Source organism: Prevotella amnii CRIS 21A-A (assembly GCF_000177355.1).
Taxonomy (GTDB): domain Bacteria; phylum Bacteroidota; class Bacteroidia; order Bacteroidales; family Bacteroidaceae; genus Prevotella; species Prevotella amnii.
The window spans coordinates 1-1,022 of record NZ_ADFQ01000015.1 but is presented as its reverse complement, the minus strand read 5'-3'; the positions used below and the strand labels follow the sequence as shown (position 1 = coordinate 1,022).

The 1,022-nt window shown below is 48.3% G+C and carries 1 pseudogene; it reads left to right on the top strand.

The features are described from left to right. Window positions 1–1,022, top strand: a pseudogene (locus HMPREF9018_RS01660) (toxin TcdB middle/N-terminal domain-containing protein); the annotation flags it as partial.

The window sequence follows — 1,022 nt, the reverse complement described above, 5'->3', positions numbered from 1 at the left end:
AAGTTCGAGCAGCGCACCTATCTGAAGTATTGCAACGGAGCGGAGACGTTCTATGCTTACGATCCTGCACGCCGTAGACTACAGAACCTCATGGTGAATGCTAAGGCAGGCACCATCATGGACAATGCCTACAGCTATGATGCCGTGAGCAACGTGCTCGGTATTAAGAACAATGCTCCACTCCCACAGAGTGGCAAGGCAGGCGGACAGATGAGCCATAGTTATACTTATGACCCATTGTATCGTTTGGCAAGCGCAACGGGTACTTATAAGGGAACGGACAATAAAGCCGCTTCTTATACGTTGTCTATGGGCTACGACAACATGCATCGTATCACGAGCAAGAAGCAGCACCTCACGCAAAGTAACGTACAGTTCAACGGCACGCTCAACGCAGGCTACGAACTCGCTTATACCTATGGTAGCTCAGAGGGCAAGAAATTCCAACTCGACAATGTTCGCGACATCAACTACCGCACGGAAGAAACTCCTACGGACAGCACCAATATCAACAACGGACACAAGTACACCTATGATGCTAACGGAAATCTTGTCTACATCAATACCTCTCGTGTAAAGAAAGACGGCAAGGAAGATGAAAAGGCAACCGAGCAGAAGTACCGTTGGGACGAGGAAAACCGCTTGTTGGCAGCCAATGAGAACGGTTTTGTGAGCAACTATTGGTATGATGCCGATGGTGAGCGCACGGTGAAGACCAGTGGCGAGAACGAAGCCATCTATGTGAACTCCGAGTTCTCAGGTGGCAATACTGGTACAGCACGCTTCTCGCTCTATGTCAGCCCATACCTCGTGGCAGGGCAAGGTGGTAAGTACACCAAGCACATCTACATCGGTAGTCAAAGAATCGTTTCTAAATTGGGCGACTTGGCATCTTATGGTGCAGACCCAAGACGAATACCGTATGCAGGCAATGAAGCTGATGGTCTTACCATTAACTACAAGGATAAGTACAACCAGCAGTTACAATCCATTAAAGACAATTACAAAACGTTTGACTTGCC